Annotated in this window: 18 protein-coding genes; 11 read left to right on the forward strand and 7 right to left on the reverse strand. The window is 41.1% G+C overall.

Going from position 1 to position 16,579, the window contains the following annotated elements:
• Positions 1-43 precede the first annotated feature (43 nt).
• Entirely contained in the window at positions 44-169 is a 126-nt protein-coding gene (locus FS458_RS20910) for a hypothetical protein (RefSeq protein WP_260858204.1), read from the forward strand.
• An 89-nt stretch (positions 170-258) separates the two neighbouring features.
• Complete coding sequence (locus FS458_RS00625) at positions 259-1,131, forward strand: GNAT family N-acetyltransferase (RefSeq protein WP_144696732.1); 873 nt, start codon at positions 259-261, stop codon at positions 1,129-1,131.
• Here FS458_RS00625 and FS458_RS00630 read toward each other — a convergent pair whose 3' ends face one another.
• Entirely contained in the window at positions 1,132-1,599 is a 468-nt protein-coding gene (locus tag FS458_RS00630) for an NUDIX hydrolase (protein ID WP_144696734.1), read from the reverse strand.
• 96 nt (positions 1,600-1,695) lie between these two features.
• Here FS458_RS00630 and FS458_RS00635 point away from each other — a divergent pair, with 96 nt between their 5' ends.
• A complete protein-coding gene (locus tag FS458_RS00635) occupies positions 1,696-2,661 on the forward strand; it encodes a YbgA family protein (RefSeq protein ID WP_144696736.1) in 966 nt (321 codons plus the stop codon).
• Here the strand turns inward: FS458_RS00635 and FS458_RS00640 are convergent.
• Entirely contained in the window at positions 2,638-3,579 is a 942-nt protein-coding gene (locus FS458_RS00640) for an AEC family transporter (protein WP_186320405.1), read from the reverse strand. The genes FS458_RS00635 and FS458_RS00640 overlap by 24 nt on opposite strands.
• 87 nt (positions 3,580-3,666) lie before the next feature.
• Here FS458_RS00640 and FS458_RS00645 point away from each other — a divergent pair, with 87 nt between their 5' ends.
• The 3 genes from FS458_RS00645 to FS458_RS00655 all read left to right on the forward strand — a co-directional run bounded on the left by FS458_RS00645 (position 3,667) and on the right by FS458_RS00655 (position 5,422).
• A complete protein-coding gene (locus FS458_RS00645) occupies positions 3,667-4,161 on the forward strand; it encodes a Crp/Fnr family transcriptional regulator (protein ID WP_144696740.1) in 495 nt (164 codons plus the stop codon).
• A 91-nt stretch (positions 4,162-4,252) separates the two neighbouring features.
• Complete coding sequence (locus FS458_RS00650; protein WP_144696742.1) at positions 4,253-4,753, forward strand: hypothetical protein; 501 nt, start codon at positions 4,253-4,255, stop codon at positions 4,751-4,753.
• Positions 4,754-4,837: 84 nt separating this feature from the next.
• Positions 4,838-5,422 carry a sugar O-acetyltransferase gene (locus FS458_RS00655; protein WP_144696744.1) on the forward strand — a complete coding sequence of 195 codons (585 nt, stop codon included), beginning with the start codon at positions 4,838-4,840 and terminating at the stop codon, positions 5,420-5,422.
• Between the two features lie 49 nt (positions 5,423-5,471).
• Here FS458_RS00655 and FS458_RS00660 read toward each other — a convergent pair whose 3' ends face one another.
• The gene (locus FS458_RS00660) at positions 5,472-6,302 is read right to left on the reverse strand and encodes a glycerophosphodiester phosphodiesterase (protein WP_144696746.1); all 831 of its coding nucleotides are present in this window, start codon (positions 6,300-6,302) and stop codon (positions 5,472-5,474) included.
• Positions 6,303-6,534: 232 nt separating this feature from the next.
• Positions 6,535-7,236, reverse strand: a complete 702-nt coding sequence (locus tag FS458_RS00665; protein ID WP_144696748.1) for a queuosine precursor transporter — start codon at positions 7,234-7,236, stop codon at positions 6,535-6,537.
• Between the two features lie 237 nt (positions 7,237-7,473).
• Between FS458_RS00665 and FS458_RS00670 the strand changes: the two genes are divergently transcribed.
• Together FS458_RS00670 and opuFB are read left to right on the forward strand one after the other, a co-directional pair.
• Complete coding sequence (locus FS458_RS00670) at positions 7,474-8,445, forward strand: ABC transporter ATP-binding protein (protein WP_144696750.1); 972 nt, start codon at positions 7,474-7,476, stop codon at positions 8,443-8,445.
• Positions 8,438-9,952 carry an osmoprotectant update ABC transporter permease/substrate-binding subunit OpuFB gene (opuFB, locus tag FS458_RS00675; RefSeq protein WP_144696752.1) on the forward strand — a complete coding sequence of 505 codons (1,515 nt, stop codon included), beginning with the start codon at positions 8,438-8,440 and terminating at the stop codon, positions 9,950-9,952. Before FS458_RS00670 ends, opuFB begins: the two co-directional genes overlap by 8 nt.
• A gap of 321 nt (positions 9,953-10,273) precedes the next feature.
• Here opuFB and ald read toward each other — a convergent pair whose 3' ends face one another.
• Both ald and FS458_RS00685 read right to left on the reverse strand, forming a co-directional pair.
• Positions 10,274-11,404, reverse strand: a complete 1,131-nt coding sequence (gene ald / locus FS458_RS00680; RefSeq protein ID WP_144696754.1) for an alanine dehydrogenase — start codon at positions 11,402-11,404, stop codon at positions 10,274-10,276.
• A 125-nt stretch (positions 11,405-11,529) separates the two neighbouring features.
• Positions 11,530-12,777: a PucR family transcriptional regulator gene (locus FS458_RS00685; protein WP_144696756.1), complete on the reverse strand. Its 1,248-nt coding sequence runs from the start codon at positions 12,775-12,777 to the stop codon at positions 11,530-11,532.
• Positions 12,778-12,910: 133 nt separating this feature from the next.
• On the opposite strand from FS458_RS00685, the gene FS458_RS00690 reads away from it, so the two are divergent.
• The 3 genes from FS458_RS00690 (at position 12,911) to FS458_RS00700 (ending at position 15,923) form a co-directional block, all read left to right on the forward strand.
• Positions 12,911-14,614: a M3 family oligoendopeptidase gene (locus FS458_RS00690; RefSeq protein ID WP_144696758.1), complete on the forward strand. Its 1,704-nt coding sequence runs from the start codon at positions 12,911-12,913 to the stop codon at positions 14,612-14,614.
• A 402-nt stretch (positions 14,615-15,016) separates the two neighbouring features.
• Positions 15,017-15,550 (forward strand): DUF420 domain-containing protein, encoded by a 534-nt coding sequence (locus tag FS458_RS00695; RefSeq protein ID WP_066399222.1) that lies wholly within the window; start codon positions 15,017-15,019, stop codon positions 15,548-15,550.
• A 70-nt stretch (positions 15,551-15,620) separates the two neighbouring features.
• Complete coding sequence (locus FS458_RS00700; RefSeq protein ID WP_144696760.1) at positions 15,621-15,923, forward strand: hypothetical protein; 303 nt, start codon at positions 15,621-15,623, stop codon at positions 15,921-15,923.
• Here the strand turns inward: FS458_RS00700 and FS458_RS00705 are convergent.
• Complete coding sequence (locus FS458_RS00705; RefSeq protein WP_144696762.1) at positions 15,920-16,543, reverse strand: NAD(P)-dependent oxidoreductase; 624 nt, start codon at positions 16,541-16,543, stop codon at positions 15,920-15,922. The two genes, FS458_RS00700 and FS458_RS00705, sit on opposite strands and share 4 nt — an antisense overlap.
• Positions 16,544-16,579: the final 36 nt, after the last annotated feature.

Here is a 16,579-nt window from a genome sequence, read left to right on the forward strand (position 1 = left end):
GCGAGACTCCTGCGGGACATGTAGGCAAGTGAGACACTTATACGTGAAACGTACGAATGTGGCTCACCGTCTGCCCCGCGGAAAGCGAGTATCTGCAACGGAAATCAACTACTTTCAAAGCAACAATGAATACACATTGATTACACAATGGATATCAAAACTACTCTAAGAATAAATTTCTAAAAAGAAGGAATCTTTCTCGAAAGTGAGGAAATAGATAAGATTACAGACTTAATAGATAAAGAGAGGGTCACGATCATGGAGGTAACTCGGTATTCATCTATACGAGCTTTTTATAGGGAAGTAGAAGAATTCCTGCTGTGTCAGGAAGATCGCGCAGGGATCATGCTTGGCAACTGTCTGCGTTTTCAAGACAAAGAATGGGAGGGCGAGCAGCCTTTTCTCGCTACCGTAAAACAAAATGGAAAGATCATGTTATCAGCGATGCTCATCCCACCTTATGCCTTGTTACTTTTAGAAAAAGAGGAAACAGAGGGTGTTGCAGCTGTGCCTTTTTTGGTTCGTAATTTAATCGAAGAAGATTACTATATACAAAAAGTAATGTCGCCGAAAGCTGTTGGAAAGGCGTTTGCAGAGAAGTGGACGACCGCTCATCATCTAGAAGAGAAATTGCTGATGGATCTGCGTCTCTATACACTGCCTTCTGTTATCCAGCCTGCAGCCCGACCGGGAAGATTAAGAATGGCGACAAAAGCAGACTTAGCTTTCTTGCCTCGTTGGATCGTAGAGATGACAGAAGAAACGAAGCAAATCATGACGATGGCTGAAGCTGAAGAGTATGCAAAAGTGCGTGTGGAAAACAAGTTTCTTTTTATATGGGAAGAGGATGGGAAGCCGGTTTCGATGGCAGCTAAGACGAGGCCGAATATTAAAGGTGTTTCGATCAATTTGGTTTATACACCTAAGAATCTTAGAGGTAAAGGATATGCGAGTGCTTGTGTTGCTGCACTAAGCGATTATCTGTTGAGTGAAGGATTCACATTCTGCACCCTTTACACAGACCTCTCAAATCCTACTTCAAATAAAATCTATCAAAATATCGGTTATGAACCGGTGTGCGATTATATTGAACTGAAATTTAACGAAAAAAGAACAGAGCGACCGGCGTGATTACCGGTAAGCTTTGTTCTGATTCTTCATCTCTATATAGTTCGTTATGTATTTTCGTGCACCACCTAAAGTTTCTTTAGGAAGCTGATCATATTTAAAATATTGAAAATCATATGATTCATTAAGATCAATCGTTAGTTCGCCACTTACAGAATGAGCCATATACACAGCGGTCACGACATACAGTTCATCACCGTTTGCATTCTTTATATAGTGATCTTGACCAGAATAGACATGAAGCTGGGTCAAGCCTTCAACATCAAGTCCTGTTTCTTCTTTCACTTCACGAATCGCCGTTTCTTCAAAACTTTCACCAAGTTCCATCAGACCACCGGGCAGTCCCCAACCGCCATCGGTACGGTGCTGTAATAAAATTTCATCCTTTTCGTTCACAATAATAACAACAGAGCCAGGTAAGATGAGTGGTGCGGTTCCTACATATTTCCGAAGATCTTCATAGTAAGCCATCAAATCGCTCCTTCCTAACCAACATTTTACAGAAAACATGTTAATAATTCATCTAAAAGTGGAACACTGAATAAAAAGATCGAGGGGAGTTTTGGAATGGAAGCCTTCGCTAGACCCCGTGTGGTGGTAAGTAAGTGTCTTGAATTTGAAGCATGCCGATACAACGGTGATGTGATATATAACGATGTGATCAAAAAACTGATGGATTATGTAGATTTTGTTCCAGTATGTCCAGAAGTGGAGATTGGGTTAGGAACGCCACGAGAAACGATTCGTATCGTGAAAAAGGGTGAAGATCATTTTCTTCTTCAGCCATCGACGCAGCGTGATATAACGAACGAGATGCGAACTTTTTCAGATGGTTATTTGGCTGGAATTATTGATACAGACGGGTTTATTTTGAAGACGCGTTCTCCTTCTTGTGGATTAAAAGAAGTGAAGGTGTATGCCTCGACTGAAAAAGGACCTGCCATCGGTCATTCTAGTGGGTTGTTTGGAGGAAGAGTCGCTGAGCTATATTCCCATTTAGCCATCGAAGAAGAAGGACGGTTAAATAATTTTACGATTCGTGATCGTTTTTATACGAAGCTTTTTACGCTCGCTGCCTTTCGAAATATACTGCCGCAGGGGCTCCAAGCGATTAAAAGCTTTCATGAGAAAAATCAGTTTCTGTTTATGGCCTATAGCAATCCAACGTTAAAAGTGATGAATCGAATCTTGAAAAAAGAGCAGGAAAATGGGGAAGAACGAACGATACAACTGTATGCTAAAGCCATGAACAAGCTGTTTAATCGTACGGCAAGAAGCGATTCTAACAGGAAAGTGGCGTACGAGATCTTCAAAAAGTTTCAGCCGCATCTGTCTGCAAAAGAAATCGCCTTTTTTGAAGAACTTCTTCAAAAGTACGCAAATAAAAAAGAACCGTTTTCAAGTGTGGCTACGATTTTAAAGTCGCACGCTATACGTTTTGAAGACAGCGAGATTCTTGGTCAGACGTTCTTTGCACCATACCCTGAAATTCTGCTTGAAATCTCAGACTCAGGCAAGGGACGAGATTATTAAAACGAGCGCATACAACAGGGGAATGGTTAGACAGGAAAGAATCGTACTTAACATAACACCTGCTGCCGCAAAAGAGGCATCCTCTCCATAACGCTCTGCATACATGGAGATGGTTGGAGCGGAGGGCATCCCAGCGGTTAGAACAGCAACTGCTATTAATTGAAGTGGTAACGAAAAGAAAATAAAAGGCAGTAATAGAAACGGAAAAAGCAGCAGCTTGTAATAACTCGCTAGCCATAAGTGGGAACTTTTTAGAAAGCTCATTACACGTTGCAACGGTAAAGCCCCTAAGAGAACGCCAATCAATAACATAGAAAGTGGAACAGTAGGTTTTCCTAACATTTCTAAAGTGTTGGATACAGCACTAGGAAGTGTACCTGGCAGGAGCATAAGGATTGAGCCAACGAATGTGGAAATCACACCTGGATTTAAAAAGACGCTTCGCCATGGCAAATTCTTGGAATGCCGAGCAAATAGATAGATGCCGTACGTCCAGATCCACAACAGATAAACAAAATTAAAGAATGTAGCAAAAAGCACTCCAGTTTTTCCGAATAATATAAAACAAACTGCAATGCCTAGAAAACCTTGATTTCCAAAAATCATGATTCCTTCTAAGGCATTTTTCTGTGTGTTTTTTATCGTTAGCCGCTTTACTGTCCACCAAGAAAAGAGTGAGGAAATCATTAATACGATTGCAGACATCATAGAAAGCAAACCGAACTGTTTAAGATTTTCAATGGAAAAGGAAACATCCATTCCGAAGATGATCAATGCAGGTAACGTTACATTTAATAAAAGTGCTGAAAGAGTACGTTCACTACCAGATGGTAAGATCTCTTTCTTTCGAAGGATATAACCGATAAGAGCAATGCTGTACAATAGGGTTAATTCTTGCATAAAAGGTGCAAGTTTCATTCGATCTTCACCCTCCTTACCTACAAGCATATGGAGGATGTGTAGAATAGGTGATACATACGATATACTTACGCAGGAGGAAGAATCATGCTGATGGCAAAAGGCGAGATTTTATTCAGGCAAGGAGAAGAAGGTCCGTTATTTCGGTTAGAAAGCGGCTTATTAAAGATCGTTAGAGTTCATGAAGATGGAAGCCAAGTTTTGTTGAATTTAATTATTCCAGGCGAAGTGATTCCACATCATTCATTAACGAGTCCAAACGAATACAACGGAACCGCAATAGCGCTGTTGCCGTGTGAGATCACGCGCATTGAACCGCAGCAATGGTATCGTTCACTGGAAGAGGAACCATACAGATACAAAGAAGTGGCATTAATGCTAGAAACGAAACTAAGGATGATGCAGCAGCGCATCAATCAGATGTCTACCTTAACACCAGAAGGAAAAATAAAAAAACTTCAAGAGTGGTTCGCAAATTATTTTCCTAATATCCAGATCGAAAAAGTGCTGACTCAAGAAGAAATCGGGCAGTTTGTTGGCCTAAGACGAGAGACGGTCAACCGTGCACTTAAAAAGTTATGAAGAAATGTCAAAGAATTTACATACATATGAACGTAAGATTTTCGCTCCTTTAACAAATGATACCTGTATAAAAGTTAAGGGAGTGAGTGTGATGAAAAAATTTATCCCTCTTGCACTGGCGTTTTCAGTTCTAACGAGTGGTGCAATTACGGTGTCGGCTGCCAATCAAGAAAAGGTTCAAGTGGAGGCACATAAGAGAGGTCAACACTTTAAGCAGATGAAAAATTTTGAGGAGCAGGTTCATAAAGCGAACGCTCTTAAAATTGAACGATTAGAGATTCAAAAGGAGATCGTTAAAAAGAAAGACCAGCTTTTTGACATGCACGTTAAAGCTGGGAAGCAGAAACTAAAAGAAAAACGAAGCGCGAACAAAGCCGGCTGGCAGGAGATGAAACAGATTCATCAAGAGTTAAGGACTCTGCAAAACCAAGCACATGAAACGAAAAAAGCGATGCACGATGCTTTCCGAGCAAATAATGAGAAGCTTGCATTAGAGAAGATGAACCAGTGGCTGAGTCTCAATGAAGAAATCAATAAAAAACTTAGTGAAAAATCCGCGAAGCTCGATGAGGTTTTGGCTAAACATAAATAAATCACAAAAAGCATGGAAGTTTTGGACTTCTATGCTTTTTTATTGTTAGATGGTAATAAGAAAAAATAGCCATGGGGGGATTAGGTGAAAGAGTTTGACAGAATGCTATCCGGAGAGTTTTATAACACCCGAGATCCTGAACTTTTACAAATGTCGTTCGATGCCAAAAAGCTTGTGGAGACCTTTAATACGACAAGCGTTGATGAGATCGAAAGGAAAGTACAGATCTTAAAGAAATTATTAGGCAGTTTAGGAGAAGGGGTTTGGGTTGAGAAACCTATTCAATGTGAATTCGGAAAAAATATTACTATAGGACGTAATACCTTTATCAATTTTAATTGCGTTTTGTTAGATAATAACAAGATTACGATTGGGGAAAACGTATTGATCGCACCTAATGTCCAAATCTACACGGCTTCGCACCCTATAACCGTGTTGGAAAGAATCAATAAGCATCCACAGGCAAACGAAGCTCCATATCGAACGAATACCAAACCTGTGACAATCGGAAACAATGTTTGGATCGGTGGAAATTCCGTTCTCTTACCGGGTGTTTCGATAGGTGACAATACTGTAATCGGAGCGGGAAGTGTTGTCACAAAATCTATTCCAGCTAATTGTGTAGCTGTAGGTAACCCATGCAAAATAATCAAAGAGAATATTAATTAAGTAAAAAAGTGTTGAAGCAACCCATAGCTTCAACACTTTTTATAATCATTTATTTTGATTTATGCTTTGGCGTGTAATCCGGATAATCGGTGATAATGCCATCAACACCTGCATCTAAGAGCGGCTTGACTTCTTGTTTGTTTCGAACTGTCCAAGCCATGATGCCCATATGACGCTCATGCACCTCATCAACGATTGAAGAATTAACAAGGGTTCTGCTAGGGTTTACAAATTCAGCATATGTAGCGAACTCATCGAGCTTTGCTTCACTTAAGTCGGTTGGATTGGAAGTAAGTACGCCAACAGGCACTCTAGGAAGCAACTTGTCTATCTGTTGCATAGAACCAAACTCAAATGATTGAATGATAATCTTATCATGAGCGGGTAGATGCATGTTTCGTTCCTTTATAGCTGCAGCTACTTTTTCTTCGATCTCGGGATAGTAATATGTTGCTTTTAATTCAATTAAAATGCCTGTTTTTCCGCGGAATTCATCAAGTACTTCTTCAAAAGTAGGAACTTTCTCTCCTATAAACTTCTCCCCAAAGTAGCTTCCGGCATCAAGCTGACGGATCTCTTCTAACGTATGATCTTTTACATATCCCGTTCCGTTCGTTGTTCGATCGAGTGTAACATCATGAATGACAACGAGCTCACCATCTTTTGTTTCTTGTACATCAATTTCAATATAATCGGATTTCATCTCTACACCTTTATGGAACGCGGCCATCGTATTTTCTGGCGCATAGCCTGAAGCTCCGCGGTGTGCGACGGTTTGAACGCGATCAGACGGGTCGTAAGCAAGTGTGGAAGTGCTATAGATCGAACCGATAATCCCCATTGAAAGTAGTGATGCAACTGCTGTCTTCTTCATGCTCATGTCATTCATCCCCTTGTCATTGTATGGTCCGTGAACTTGCTCGCCTCATGCAACGAGCAGGTTCACATCCATTATGCTAACAAAGGAAAATGGGGAAAGAATGGTCAAAACCTCCTTAGTATTTTAAAGAAAAAAAGGTCTATATGAGGGGATATCTTAACAAAAGACTGTTCTGTAAAGGTGGGGTGAAGGAGATGTCGCCACTGTAAAGGAAAAGAAAAAACCAGGCATTTTAAACGCCTGGTTTCTGAAGGTCTTCTTCCGGATGGTTGAAGCTTCTTGCAATATAGATAAACGGCGTGGAAGCCGCTGACACTACAAATTTAATCACATACGTTGTAAAGAAAATCTGAATCCAAACATCCCATGAGAACACACCAGCAAACGCAATCGTACAAAAGATAACCGTGTCGATCAGCTGACTCACCATCGTACTACCGTTATTACGAATCCAAAGCTGATCAGGACGTGAAAACTTTTTCTTCAGTTTCGCAAAAAGTTTAACGTCTAGATACTGACTGATTAAGTAAGCAGCGAGACTACCGATTACTAGGCGTGGCATAAATCCAAAGATTGCTTCAAGATGCGGCTGGAAGATGTCACTTTCGTGCGGTTGAAACACGAGCACCATCTGCATGATGATCGTCGTCATAATGAGAGTAAAGAACCCGAACCAAACGGCTTTTTTCGCTTCTTTTTCTCCGTACTTCTCATTGATTAGATCTGTTGCTAAATAAATAGTTCCGTAGATCACATTACCGAGAGTCATTACAAGACCGAACATCTCGATCGTTTTAACAACTTGCAGGTTAGCAAGAATGGTAGCTGCTGCGATCCAAGCAAACAATCCCATACGGCCAAACCACTTATAGCACGTTAAAAACAATATAAAATTAACCAGTGCAAAAGCTACACCAAAATAAAAATTAAACATAAAAATTCCTCCTAGTTTTGATAACGCGGGAGTTTGCGAACCGCGAAACACTTTTAACACAACAGTTCCCCATTATAAGGCAGTTTTTGTAATTAATCAATAAACCATATAAATATATAGTACAAGAGTAGTTTACATTCTCTTTCTTTGTGCAATACATAGTGTAGATTGATTATTGATTACAGAAAAAACGGAAATACTGCTTGTAATAGATAAAGCACACTAAGGAGCAGGTGTATGATAACTTTTGATAATGTTTCTAAAGAATACCGTGATGGAACGTCTGCGGTTCGCGATTTGAATTTAACGATACAGCCAGGGGAATTTTTTGTCGTGATTGGTCCGAGTGGTTGTGGAAAAACGACGATGCTTAAGATGATCAACCGGCTGATTAGCCTTACAAAAGGCACGATTTCCATCGATAACAAGAGAATCAGTGATTACAAAATTGATGAATTACGTTGGAATATAGGGTATGTACTGCAGCAGATCGCTTTATTTCCTCATATGACGATCCTAGAGAATATTAGTATCGTTCCCGAGTTAAAAGGATGGGACAAAGAGAGAATTCGTAAGAGAGTGGACGAACTTCTTGATATGGTTGGGTTAGACCCTGAAACGTATCGAGACCGCAAACCTAAAGAACTCTCTGGCGGACAACAACAGCGGGTGGGTGTTGTGCGAGCGTTAGCTGCAGATCCTAACATTATTTTAATGGATGAGCCTTTTAGTGCTCTAGATCCGATCAGCAGAGAAAAGCTGCAGGAAGATCTATTTAATCTTCAAAGAAATATTAAGAAGACCATTGTTTTCGTTACTCATGACATGAAGGAAGCTTTGAAGCTGGGAGACAGGATTTGTGTGATGAATGAAGGTTCTATTGTACAAGTAGGAACGCCAGAAGAGCTGCTCGAAAACCCTGCCGATGATTTTGTAAGAAATTTTGTAGGAACAGAGAGTGTGAGTTCTGTTGAAAATATGGATCTGAGAAAATTAGTGGTTCCATTAAAAGTAGATGAAATTGGATTGGATTATCAATTGCCATCCATTTCAGTGAAAACGAGTATAAAAGAGGCACTCGATATTCTAACCCGTGAAAATGAAGTTACGGTTGAAGATCACGGTGCGATCATAGGAACGCTTAACAGACAGGCTGTTATTCAATATCTTGCAGATCACTTGCAGGAAAGAGGTAGCAGAGATGAATAGTTTCTTACAAGTATTTCAAGATCGAAAAGGTGAACTCGCAAGTGCACTTATTGAGCATATTCAGATTTCGTTTATCGCTCTTCTATTTGCTGTGGTGATTACAATCCCTCTAGGTATCTATTTAACGAAAAAACCAAGATTGGCTGAACCGATCATCGGAGTGACCGCCGTGTTGCAGACCATTCCGTCACTTGCTCTTCTAGGACTCTTGATCCCACTGTTTGGAATCGGTAAGGTGCCAGCCATCATTGCACTTGTTGTTTATGCCCTGCTTCCTATTTTAAGAAACACGTATACCGGAATTAAAGAAGTCGACTCTTCGTTAATTGAAGCGGCGCGAGCAATGGGAATGAACACGAGGAAGAGATTGATGAAGGTCGAACTTCCTTTAGCGATGCCTGTAATTATGGCCGGAATCAGAACTTCCATGGTCTTAATAATTGGAACCGCTACGCTCGCAGCTTTAATCGGAGCAGGTGGACTCGGTGATATCATTTTGCTTGGTATTGATCGCAATAACACGATGTTGATCGTACTTGGAGCAGTCCCAGCCGCATTGCTTGCGATCTTATTTGATTTTCTACTTAGAAGGTTTGAACATCTATCGTTTAAACGAGCGCTAACAACCGTCAGCGCATTTTTGGTAGCTGCTCTATTAATTATAATTGTTCCTTTTGCGATGAAAGGCGGACAAGAAGATATCGTGATCGGTGGTAAGCTAGGTTCTGAGCCTGAGATTTTGATCAACATGTACAAACTTTTAATTGAAGAAGAAACCGATCTAAATGTGGAACTGAAGCCAGGGCTTGGTAAGACTTCCTTTGTGTTTAATGCGTTGAAATCAGGGAGTATTGATATCTATCCAGAATTTACAGGCACAGCGATCGCGGAGTTTTTAAAAGAAAACGCAACAAGTACAGATAGCGAAAAAGTATATGAACAAGCTCGAAGCGGAATGGAAAGTAAGTTTGATATGCAATTATTAAGCCCGATGGAATATAACAATACGTATGCGCTTGCTGTTCCTGAACAGTTGGCGAAAGAATATAACTTAAAGACGATTTCGGATTTAAAGAGTGTAAGCCAAAGTCTGAACGCCGGATTTACGCTAGAATTTTCGGATCGCGAAGATGGCTATAAAGGCATCCAAAAGCTATACGATATTCAGTTTGCAAATGTGAGAACGATGGAGCCGAAGCTAAGGTATAACGCAGTGAAAAAAGGTGAAATTGATGTGGTCGATGCCTATTCTACAGACAGCGAACTGCGTCAATATAAGCTTACCGTGTTAGAAGATGATAAGAAGTTGTTTCCGCCTTATCAAGGTGCACCTATGCTTCGTAAAGAAACCGTTGAGAAGCACCCGGAATTAAAGGAAGCTTTAGATAAGCTTGCAGGAAAAATTACTGACGATGAAATGCGCGAGATGAATTATAAGGTGAATGTTGGGGGAGAGTCACCTAAGAAAGTGGCGGAAGATTTCTTGAGGAAGGTAGGGCTTCTATAACTTCTAACATTTTTCATTAAAATTCGACAAAAATTTCCCGGAAAATAAAGTATCCATGCAGTTGCTTATACTGTATGGATATTTTTTTGTGAAAATATTCGGTGATACTGTTTGTGGAAAATCGGATAAAAAAATTTATGTAGTGAAATAAATCTAATTAGTACGGAATTATTACCGTTTACCTCGGATAAAAATGAAATTACCTCGTATAAGAAGAGGGGTGTCTGTCTTTAACGGACAGATGTCAAATACGTCCACTAGGAAAACACAAAAAAAGCTAAGGCTCAGAATTATGAGCCTAGCTTCTTTTCATTCGATCCATTATACCGTTTGAACTGCTTTTTCTAATGCTGCTTCAGCTGAAACGTAGTCATAGCCAAGGTCAGTTGCAACTGCTTCGTATGTTACGAAACCACCAGCTGTGTTAAGACCCGCTTTTAATGATGGGTTTTGAGCGATTGCAGCTTGTGCACCTTTGTTAGCGATTTGTAGTGCATATGGAACCGTTACGTTTGTAAGTGCGATCGTAGACGTACGAGGCACAGCACCAGGCATGTTAGCTACTGCATAGTGAACAACTCCGTGCTTGTCGTATGTTGGGTTGTCATGTGTTGTGATTCGGTCAACCGTTTCAAAGATACCGCCTTGGTCGATCGCTACGTCAACAACTACAGATCCTGGCGTCATGGACTTGATCATTTCTTCTGTTACCAATTTAGGTGCTTTTGCTCCTGGAATTAGTACAGCTCCGATTACTAGATCAGATTCAGCTACAGCTTGTGCAATGTTTAATGGGTTAGACATTAATGTTTGGATGCTGTTACCGAAGATGTCATCTAGTTGACGAAGACGATCTGGGCTAAGGTCGATGATCGTAACGTCAGCGCCAAGTCCGATCGCAACTTTTGCTGCGTTCGTACCTACAACACCGCCACCGATGATTGTCACTTTACCGCGACGTACTCCTGGTACACCTGCAAGAAGGATACCTTTTCCGCCTTTAGGTTTCTCAAGGAACTGAGCACCGATCTGTGCAGACATACGTCCTGCTACTTCACTCATTGGCGTTAATAGTGGAAGTGTACGGTTAAATTCTACCGTTTCGTAAGCGATCGCTGTAACGCCGCTATCTGTTAGTGCTTTTGCCAATGCTGGCTCTGCAGCTAAATGTAAGTATGTGAATAGAATAAGGTCTGAACGGAAATATTTGTACTCAGATGCTAAAGGTTCTTTAACCTTCATTACCATTTCAGCTGACCATGCGTCTTGTGCTTCTGCTACGATTTCAGCTCCTGCTGCTGAATAATCTTCGTTCGTAAATCCGCTGCCAACACCTGCGTTGTTTTCTACAAGTACTTTGTGGCCTGCTGCTGTTAGTGTAATAACACCTGATGGCGTAATCGCTACGCGGTTTTCATTATTTTTAATCTCTGCTGGAACTCCAATAATCATTTGTGAATCCTCCTATATAAGTAAACTCTTTGAGTGCGTTTTCAATTGTGATTTCAGTATAGTTCGAGGGATTGCGCTTTTCATTGTGGGGAATCTAGAAAATGAAAAAAAGCATTTGTGATAATTCACAAACGCTCTTGTTTGAATAGCCGATTCATCTTGAAATCAAGATAGATCATGATCTTCTGATGAGGGCTCTTCATATCAATATTCGTAAGCTCGCTGATCCGTTTGAGACGATAAAGTAATGTGTTCATGTGGATATGAAGCACTTCTGATGCTTTGTTCAGGTTTTCATCTAACGTCAGATACGTTTCTAACGTGTGATAAAGCTCTGTCTTGTGCTGGGCGTCATATTCTTGTAGAGTCCTAATCATTTCATTGTGATAGCTCTGTCTTTGTTGTTTTTCATAAATAGCATCTAAAAATTGGTAGATGCCGAGTTCGTGATAGCCGTTCAAGGTTAATGTTTCTCCGCCGAGCTTTTCCTGAACAGCTAGTACACTCGATGCCTCTTTATAACTTTTTTCCACGTTTGTAAAAGAGGATACGAGACTGCCATATGCCGCTTTAATATCTGACACAGAAAAACGCTCTTTCATATGGGTAAAGAATGATTCTACAAATGACTTAGCAAGTTCTAAGGGCGGTTCTTTTCCAACAGGTGAGGCGAGGAGAAGCATCTGATTCGCGTCTGCTGCTGATAAAAGAACGTTGATCTTCTGATTCACAGCAGCGAGATACAAAATATCTTTTTCGATAGCTGGTGTGATCTCCTCTTCTAGCTGCAGAATAAAAACAGCTGCTGGAAGTACCGGCAAAATGTTAAGTTCGTGCAGCTTCTCTAAAATATGCTCTTCTTGCGGAAGGTTGCCTGTGAGCATCTTCCAAAAAAGCTCTTGCCGGTTTTCTTCTTTCTTTTTTGTACCGATCTGCATCTGAAGAAGTTGGCTTTTTGCTGAAGCAGCAGCGAGCTTTAATAATTGCATATCCTCTGTTGTTAGTTGTTTTTCCACTTCAAGAACCCAAATGTATCCGAGAACTTCGTTGTTCTTTCGAATCGATACTGCCACACGGTTGCCAAGCCCGACGTTTTGTATCGTGCCGACACGAACAGGGTCATCGCTCTCCTGCAATCTAGGAATCACGCCGTCTTTCCATAGACTGTTCACTACTTTTTCTGGCACGCGCCGTCCGATGATGGTCGCGATACGCGCAGGGTCTGTTCCGTCTTCATGTGTACTGTAAGCAAGGAGTCGGTGATTCTGATCTTCTATCGTTACAGGGCACGACAAAACGTCGCTGATCTTGTCTGCTAAATTTTCAAGACTGCCGAAAGTTCCTTTAAAAGGATCAGATTGAAAGCTCTTCATAACATTTGTCTCCCGCCATTGGTTTCTCTGCTTACATTCTACCTAAAAAGGGAAATGGATTACAGGAGAAAAGCAATGGATTGTAGAATTGGTAATACAGGAATGGAATGTAAATGAATGGGAGGCTTTTTGAATGAAATTTAGTGAATTTACATATGAACGTCCTGATGTTGCAACTCTGAAAACGGAATTTGAAGAAGCCGTACAGATTTTTAAAGACGCGAGTTCGGCGGATGAGCAGAATGAAGCGATGAAAAAGGTCGTAGCTCTACGTAACAGTTTTGAATCAAAAGCAAGGCTGGCAAAAATTCGCCACACGATTAATACAGAAGATGCCTATTATAAGGAAGAGCAAGCGTTCATGGATGAGAATCTGCCAGTTTATCAAGGAATGGTCACAGCGTTTCATGAAGCGCTCGTTCAATCTCCTTTTAAAGATGAGCTCGAGAGTAAGTGGGGCGGTCAGCTGTTCCGCTTGGCAGAATTAAAAGTGAAGACCTATTCTGAAGATGTATTAGAGGACCTTAAGCAAGAAAACAAATTGAGCTCAGAATATGTGAAAGTGATGGCTTCAGCTAAGATCGAGTTTGACGGAAAAGAGCTGAACCTGGCGCAGCTTTCTCCATACGTTCAATCGGCAGATCGTGAAACACGAAAAGCGGCGAGTAAGGCCGCGAACGCTTTCTTGAGTTCAAACCAAGAAAAGTTTGACTCGATCTATGATGAACTCGTGAAGCTGCGAACGGGAATCGCTAAAAAGTTAGGATATTCAACCTTTACAGAATTGGCGTACGATCGTATGGGAAGAACGGATTACAACGCAGCAGACGTAAAGGTATTTCGTGAACAAGTAAAAGAAATCATCGTTCCCCTTTGTACAAAGTTAAAGAAGCGTCAGCAAAAACGTATCGGACTCCATGAGTTCAAGTTTTACGACGAACCCTTCAGCTTTACAACAGGCAATCCTAAGCCTCAAGGAGATGCAGAGTGGATTGTAAATCAATCGAAGCAGGTCTTTAGTGGACTATCGCAAGAAACAGGAGCGTTCTTTAACTATATGGCAGAAGATGAGCTCATGGATCTTGAAAGTAAAAGCGGTAAAGCGCCTGGTGGGTATTGCACGTATCTACAGGACTATACTGCGCCGTTCATTTTTACAAATTTCAACGGTTCAGACAATGATGTTCGCGTGCTGCTGCATGAGATCGGTCATGCGTTCCAGATGTATACGAGCAGAGTGTTCGAAGTCCCAGAATATCAGTTCCCGACACTTGAAGCTTGTGAGATCCATTCAATGAGTATGGAGTTTTTAACGTATCCTTGGATGGAAAAGCTGTTTGGCAAGGACACAGAAAAATATTTATACTCCCACTTAACAGGTGCGGTAGAGTTCATCCCGTACGGAGTTGCGGTTGATGAGTTTCAGCACTTCGTATACGACAACCCGGATGCGACGCCATCAGAACGCCGTTCAAAGTGGAGAGAGCTTGAGAAAACATACTTGCCACATCGTGATTATGATGGGTTAGAGTACTTGGAAAACGGTGGTTTTTGGCATAGACAAGGTCACATCTTCCGTTCTCCATTCTATTATATTGATTACACGCTTGCTCAAATATGCGCTCTTCAGTTTTGGAAGCGTGCTGGTGAGAACTCTGAGCGTGCATGGGAAGATTATTTCGCCCTGTGTCAAAAGGGAGGAAGTCTACCTTTTACAAAGCTCGTTGAGGAAGCTGGTTTGATCTCTCCTTTTGAACAAGGATGTGTAGCGTCTGTTGTTGGCGAAGTAGAGAAGTTTATTGCTACAGTGGATGAGGAACAATTTGCGAGAGCTTAATTCATTTAGGTGGTAGGATGAGGAGAACCGGCCGTGTGCCGGTTCTTCTTTTGTGTGAGAGATGGGGCGTGTGCAAGGGGTATAACTGCTGCAGAAAATGTCGACAAATGACATCTCGTGGATAAAACGCCAAATCTTTTGGATTCAGGCATGAAATTCGTGGATTCAACGCAAAAACTTGTGGATGGATGCCGCAAACTTCTGGATTGAACTTTATCCGCAACCGTAAATACCCTAGGGTGTATTATCGCTAAGTTTCTCATTTTTTGAAGAATTATTGACACTTGGTTGGGGAATGCTGTTTTCAGCTACCTATATGTTTGTGAATAGGGTCTTGAGTGGTAAAATAATAAGGAATCTTAGAAGTTTTAAAGACTTTTAGTGGAAAAGGAGTAATACAAAATGGCTGAAACAAAACAGCGTAACTATACACCGCTAATTATCGGGCTATCCATCGCGATTAACGTACTTGTTGCAGTATTGTTCTTCCTGCCAGAGTATGAGGGAGAAATTGCTTTTGATGTAACGTTGCTGCCGCGTTTGAACGCGATCTTTAACAGCTTTACTTTCGTATTTTTGCTGGCTGCTCTTTATTTTGTGAAACAAAAGAACATCACGCTTCACAAACGGTTTATCCTAGCGGCATTTACGAGTACAACATTCTTTTTGCTGTCGTATGTAACGTATCACTATTTAACAGAATCTACGTCTTATGGTGGTGAAGGTCCCCTTAAGTACGTTTATTTCTTTATCTTGATCACACACATTTTGCTTGCGATCGTTATTGTACCTTTAGCGTTAATCACCGTTACGAGAGGCTTCAACATGCAGGTGGAGAAACACCGTAAGATTGCACGTTGGACGATGCCCCTATGGCTTTATGTGAGTTTGACAGGTGTTATTGTTTATTTGATGATCGCGCCGTATTATTCATAAAAAAACAGAGGACTTTTGCTGATCATATGGAAACAGCAAAAGTCTTTTCTGTACCGAGAGGAAATGAGAGATGAGCTGGTTTTGGATCATACCTGTCGTTCTTTGCGGATTCGGAATTGCTGTTATCGTATATGGCATCCGTTATCAAAAAGAAGAAATTGAGCATAAAAAGCAGTATGACGCGAGTTACAAAGGTGGCCGTGTCTCGGAAACGTTTTTCGGTGCTATTGTAGAATTTATCTTTGTAACGTTCATTGATAAACTGGTAGGATTTTTTCCGAAATGGTTCATCAAGTTCTTCATCTTCATTATCGGAGTAGGTTTCTTAAGTCTTGGCGTCTATTTTTTTCAAGATATGCCTCGAAGGTTTTAATAAGCGATTCCTACACGAGTCTCTAAAAAGCTACTGTTCTCTAAAAGTGAAAACGCAAAATGAGCGGTATCTCCTGTACTGATTCGAGAGCCGTCGATAGGTAAAACGTCTTTTTCCGTTCGATACGTGCCGGTAGGTTCCCCGTCTGGCAAATAAGTGGGACAAACAATCGTCCAATTCAACCCGCTTTCTTGCAGTTGAGTAAACGCCTTATGATGATCTTCAGCCGCTCTTGTTAATTTCCGCTTTGATTCAGATGATTGGTAACGAAGCAGATGAGGCTCTATGCGGCTTTGTAAGATGCCTGCTGTACCGATCGTGATGATACGAGAGATGCCTTCCTTTTTCATCGCTTCTATAATTATAGGCATACCCTCGGAAAGGACATTAGCTCCGTCTGTTGATAGAGCGCTGAAAACAACATCACAACCGGCCATGGCTTCAGTTACGGTTTCTTTACTCAGAACGTCTCCTTTTCTAAAAGAAATTTGGCTCAAAATAGAGTTCGTAAACTTTTCGGGGTTACGTAAAAGTGCAGAAACGCTGATATCATTCTGGAGCGCCATTTTAGTAAAATATTGTCCGACTCTTCCTGTCGCACCTAGTACGCATAGTTTCATAACATACCTCCTGATTGTTCTTTTCTTATCATATCA

This window comes from Fictibacillus phosphorivorans, assembly GCF_007673525.1.
GTDB classification, from domain to species: domain Bacteria; phylum Bacillota; class Bacilli; order Bacillales; family Fictibacillaceae; genus Fictibacillus; species Fictibacillus phosphorivorans_C.

Coding starts and splice junctions, on each gene's coding strand:
- FS458_RS00665 (WP_144696748.1), bottom strand. CDS start 7,236: ATGTTTAATTTTTATTTTGGTGTAGCTTTTGCACTGGTTAATTTTATA.
- FS458_RS00650 (WP_144696742.1), top strand. CDS start 4,253: ATGAAAAAATTTATCCCTCTTGCACTGGCGTTTTCAGTTCTAACGAGT.
- FS458_RS00700 (WP_144696760.1), top strand. CDS start 15,621: ATGAGCTGGTTTTGGATCATACCTGTCGTTCTTTGCGGATTCGGAATT.
- FS458_RS00660 (WP_144696746.1), bottom strand. CDS start 6,302: ATGAGCATGAAGAAGACAGCAGTTGCATCACTACTTTCAATGGGGATT.
- FS458_RS00640 (WP_186320405.1), bottom strand. CDS start 3,579: ATGAAACTTGCACCTTTTATGCAAGAATTAACCCTATTGTACAGCATT.
- FS458_RS00690 (WP_144696758.1), top strand. CDS start 12,911: ATGAAATTTAGTGAATTTACATATGAACGTCCTGATGTTGCAACTCTG.
- FS458_RS00625 (WP_144696732.1), top strand. CDS start 259: ATGGAGGTAACTCGGTATTCATCTATACGAGCTTTTTATAGGGAAGTA.
- FS458_RS00685 (WP_144696756.1), bottom strand. CDS start 12,777: ATGAAGAGCTTTCAATCTGATCCTTTTAAAGGAACTTTCGGCAGTCTT.
- ald (WP_144696754.1), bottom strand. CDS start 11,404: ATGATTATTGGAGTTCCAGCAGAGATTAAAAATAATGAAAACCGCGTA.
- FS458_RS00695 (WP_066399222.1), top strand. CDS start 15,017: ATGGCTGAAACAAAACAGCGTAACTATACACCGCTAATTATCGGGCTA.
- FS458_RS00630 (WP_144696734.1), bottom strand. CDS start 1,599: ATGGCTTACTATGAAGATCTTCGGAAATATGTAGGAACCGCACCACTC.
- FS458_RS00670 (WP_144696750.1), top strand. CDS start 7,474: ATGATAACTTTTGATAATGTTTCTAAAGAATACCGTGATGGAACGTCT.
- FS458_RS00705 (WP_144696762.1), bottom strand. CDS start 16,543: ATGAAACTATGCGTACTAGGTGCGACAGGAAGAGTCGGACAATATTTT.
- FS458_RS00635 (WP_144696736.1), top strand. CDS start 1,696: ATGGAAGCCTTCGCTAGACCCCGTGTGGTGGTAAGTAAGTGTCTTGAA.
- opuFB (WP_144696752.1), top strand. CDS start 8,438: ATGAATAGTTTCTTACAAGTATTTCAAGATCGAAAAGGTGAACTCGCA.
- FS458_RS00645 (WP_144696740.1), top strand. CDS start 3,667: ATGCTGATGGCAAAAGGCGAGATTTTATTCAGGCAAGGAGAAGAAGGT.